This is a genomic window from Nocardioides sp., from assembly GCF_016462705.1.
GTDB lineage: Bacteria > Actinomycetota > Actinomycetes > Propionibacteriales > Nocardioidaceae > Nocardioides.
This window is the reverse complement of the sequence record NZ_JAEMSS010000282.1, coordinates 1-3,675: the sequence shown is the minus strand read 5'-3', so window position 1 is coordinate 3,675 and position 3,675 is coordinate 1. Positions and strand designations below refer to the sequence as shown.

At 73.7% G+C, this 3,675-nt stretch carries 4 protein-coding genes; 1 reads left to right on the top strand and 3 read right to left on the bottom strand.

Going from position 1 to position 3,675, the window contains the following annotated elements; all coding sequences use genetic code 11:
- Positions 1-37: 37 nt before the first annotated feature.
- The 3 genes from JHD21_RS21450 to JHD21_RS21440 are packed head-to-tail and all read right to left on the bottom strand — an operon-like array spanning position 38 to position 2,881.
- Positions 38-1,192, bottom strand: coding sequence for a heparan-alpha-glucosaminide N-acetyltransferase domain-containing protein (locus JHD21_RS21450; protein ID WP_292679535.1), 1,155 nt, complete (start codon positions 1,190-1,192; stop codon positions 38-40).
- Positions 1,193-1,196: 4 nt separating this feature from the next.
- Positions 1,197-1,718 (bottom strand): 5-(carboxyamino)imidazole ribonucleotide mutase, encoded by a 522-nt coding sequence (gene purE, locus JHD21_RS21445; RefSeq protein ID WP_292679533.1) that lies wholly within the window; start codon positions 1,716-1,718, stop codon positions 1,197-1,199.
- Positions 1,719-1,720: 2 nt separating this feature from the next.
- A complete protein-coding gene (locus JHD21_RS21440) occupies positions 1,721-2,881 on the bottom strand; it encodes a 5-(carboxyamino)imidazole ribonucleotide synthase (protein WP_292679531.1) in 1,161 nt (386 codons plus the stop codon).
- A gap of 22 nt (positions 2,882-2,903) precedes the next feature.
- Here JHD21_RS21440 and JHD21_RS21435 point away from each other — a divergent pair, with 22 nt between their 5' ends.
- Positions 2,904-3,641: an N-acetyltransferase gene (locus tag JHD21_RS21435; RefSeq protein WP_292679529.1), complete on the top strand. Its 738-nt coding sequence runs from the start codon at positions 2,904-2,906 to the stop codon at positions 3,639-3,641.
- Positions 3,642-3,675: the final 34 nt, after the last annotated feature.

The window sequence follows — 3,675 nt, the reverse complement described above, 5'->3', positions numbered from 1 at the left end:
CGCCCGTCCGCCCCTGACCGCCCGGGCTGTCTGACCCTCAGTTCCCCGCGGCCCGGGCGGTCACCCTGCCGGCCGTGGCGACGAGCCACTCGAGAGGGCCACGCCGCCCGGCCGCGCCGAACACCGCGCCGACCGCCAACAGCACCAGCACGTGCCAGCGGAAGCTGTCCGGCTCCTCGGCCGGCCAGAACCGCTCGGTCCGCATGAGCACGTGCAGCGTGTAGAGCGTCAGCGTCATCGCCCCGGCCCCGAAGAAGACCGCGAGCGCGCGCTCGCCGAACCGGCCCACGAGGCCGACCATCCCCAGGCAGCAGCCGAGGACGAACGCCGCCGACCCCATCGTCTGGGCGAGGTCGAAGGGCGTGCTGCTGTGCGGCGCCACCACCAGCAGCCACGCCCATGAACCGTCGGCCGGGGTCTGCCCGTACATGCCCCGGGAGATCTGGTCCAGGAGATCCTCGATGCTTGCCTGGGGCAGGTCGCGGAGCAGCCGGGTGGCGACCGGGTCGCGGGTGGTCAGCCAGCGCGACCCAGCGGTCGCGAGGACGGCGGCGGCCAGTCCGGCCCCGACGAGCCGGGCCTGGACCCTCTGGCTGCGCAGGTCGGCCCGACCCAGCGCGAGGCCGAGCAGGACGTAGGCGAGCCACGGCACCACTGGGTAGTAGCCGGTGAACAGCAGCTCGCTCAGGAGCAGCCCGGGGTCGGACAGCTGCTCGAACGCCGGGCTCTCGAACCGGCGTTCCGGCAGGTGCGGTCGGACCAGCTGGGAGACGATCGGTCCGAGCACGGCCCAGGCGGCGGCGATCGCCAGGAGCGGACGGGTCCCGAGACCGAGGAACGGCAGCCCGAGCAGGAACAGCACGCCGTAGTAGGTCAGGATCACCGCGATCCCGGTCTCGAGCCCACCGAGGGCCAGCCCGAGCAGGGCGATCAGGAGGGCACGCACGGCGAGGCCGAGACTGCGTCGCGCCCGCTCCCGGCCACGCACCGGCGTACGCCGCCCGGTCATCAGCGCCAGGCTGACTCCGGCCAGCACCGCGAACAGCGCGGACGCCCTGCCTCCGGCGAGCCACTGCGCTGCGGTCAGGCTGCCGTCGGCGTCCCGCTCGGCGAGCACGTGCGTGGCCACCATGCCGAGCAGGGCCAGGCAGCGGGCGACGTCGACCCCGACGAGGCGGTCGACCCGGGCCATGCGGTCAGAAGCCGAGCTTGCGCGCGCCGGAGGAGGCGTTCCGCACCGAGCCGCCCTTGGACTCCGCCGACTCCCTGAGCTCGGCCTGGAACGCGGCCATCCGCTCGCGCAGCGCGGGGTCGGACCCGGCCAGGATGCGGATGGCGAGCAGGCCGGCGTTGCGGGCGTTGCCGATGCCGACCGTCGCGACCGGCACGCCGGCCGGCATCTGCACGATGGACAGCAGGGAGTCCATCCCGTCGAGGTGCTTGAGCGGCACGGGAACACCGATCACCGGGAGGGGAGTGACGGAGGCCAGCATGCCCGGGAGGTGCGCCGCTCCCCCGGCGCCCGCGATGACCACCTCGAGCCCGCGCCCGGCGGCGTCCCTGCCGTAGGACAGCATCTGCTCGGGCATCCGGTGCGCGGAGACCACGTCGGCCTCGTAGGCGACGTCGAACTCGGCCAGCGCCTTCGCGGCCTCCTCCATCACCGGCCAGTCGGAGTCGCTGCCCATGACGATGCCGACCCGGGGGCTGCTGCTCATGCTCACTCGCTCTCGTTGCCGAGGTCGCCGCGGAACCAGGCGGCCGCGTGCCGGGCCCGCTCCAGGCAGTCCTCGAGGTCGTCACCGTAGGCGTTCACGTGCCCGACCTTGCGGCCGGGGCGCAGCTCCTTGCCGTAGAGGTGGACCCGCAGGTGCGGGTCGCGGGCCAGGGCGTGCGGGTAGCCGTCGTAGAGCCGCCCGACCTGCTCGTCGGGCCCGCCGAGGATGTTGACCATCACCGTCCACCGCACCCGCGGGGAGGGTGACCCGAGCGGCAGGTCGAGCACCGCCCGCAGGTGGTTCTCGAACTGGCTCGTCACCGCGCCGTCCTGGGTCCAGTGGCCGGTGTTGTGCGGGCGCATCGCCAGCTCGTTGACCAGGATCCGGCCGTCGGTGGTCTCGAACAGCTCGACCGCGAGCACGCCGGTCACGTCGAGCTCCTTGGCGATCGTCAGCGCGACCTGCTGCGCCTGGGTCGCCAGCCCCGGGTCGAGGTCGGGCGCCGGCGCCACGACCTCGAGGCAGATGCCGTCCTGCTGGAGGCTGGCCACGACCGGGTACGCCGCCGCCTGTCCGCTCGGGCTCCGGGCGACCAGGGCCGACAGCTCGCGCCGGAAGTCGACCCGCTCCTCGGCGAGCAGCGGTACGCCGGTCCGCGCGGCGGCCTCGAACGGCTCGGCGCAGTCGGCGGGACCGCCGACGAACCACACGCCCTTGCCGTCGTACCCACCGCGGGTGGTCTTGAGGACGCACGGGAACCCGAAGTCCTCGACGTCCGCGACGCTGCCCACGACCGCGTTGCGCGGGCACGGCACCCCGAGCTGGGCCAGCCGCGTCCGCATCACCGCCTTGTCCTGGGCGTGCACCAGCGCCTCCGGGCCCGGCCGGGTGGCGACCCCGTCGGCATGGAGCGCGTGCAGGTGCTCGGTGGGCACGTGCTCGTGGTCGAAGGTGACCACGTGCGCCCCGCTGGTGACCTTGCGGAGCATCTCGAGGTCGGTGTAGTCCCCCACCAGCGTGTCCGGGATGACCTGGGCGGCCGAGACGCCCTCGGCCTCGGCGAGCAGCCGCAGCGGGATCCCGAGCGCGGCCGCGGGCTCGGCCATCATCCGGGCGAGCTGACCGCCACCGATGACGGCGACAAATGGAGCGAGCCCAGGCACGGATGAAGCCTAGAGTGCGCCGGTGGAGCTCACGACGACCGTCCTGGCGGACGACCTCTCCCTGGTCGAGCCGATGTGGGCGATGGAGACGACCTGGCCCGAGTTCATGCGCTACGACCCGATCGGCGGGATGTACTACCGCAGCTGCACGACGCTGTTCGCGGAGTACGTCCTGGTCGGCCAGGACGAGACCGGCGACGTGGTCGCCGTGGCCCACTCCGTGCCCTTCGTCCTCGACGACGACGACCTGCCGCCCAACGGCTGGGACCACGCGATCCGCAGCGGCCTGCTGGCCGCTGTCGAGGGCGACACCCCCAACGCGGTCTCGGCCGTGGAGATCGCGGTCCGGCGCGACCTCCAGGGATCCGGGCTGTCGGGCCGGATGCTCACGGCGATGCGGGACAACGCGGCCCGGCACGGGTTCGCCGAGCTGGTCGCCCCGGTGCGCCCGAACGGGAAGACCGACGCGCACGAGCCGATGTCGACCTACGCGTTCCGCACCCGGGACGACGGCCTCCCGGTCGACCCGTGGCTGCGGGTCCACGTCCGCGCCGGTGGCGTCATCGACCGCGTCGCCCCGCGGTCGATGGTGATCCCGGGGACGCTCGAGGAGTGGCGCGAGCGGACCGGGCTGCCGTTCGACACCACCGGTCCGGTCGAGGTCCCGAAGGCCCTCGCGCCCGTGTGGTGCGACGCCGAGCACGGCACCGCCGTCTACGTCGAGCCGAACGTCTGGGTGCGGCACCGCACCGGCGCGTGACCCGCTGTCGCCTCAGTGCCGGCGCACCGACACC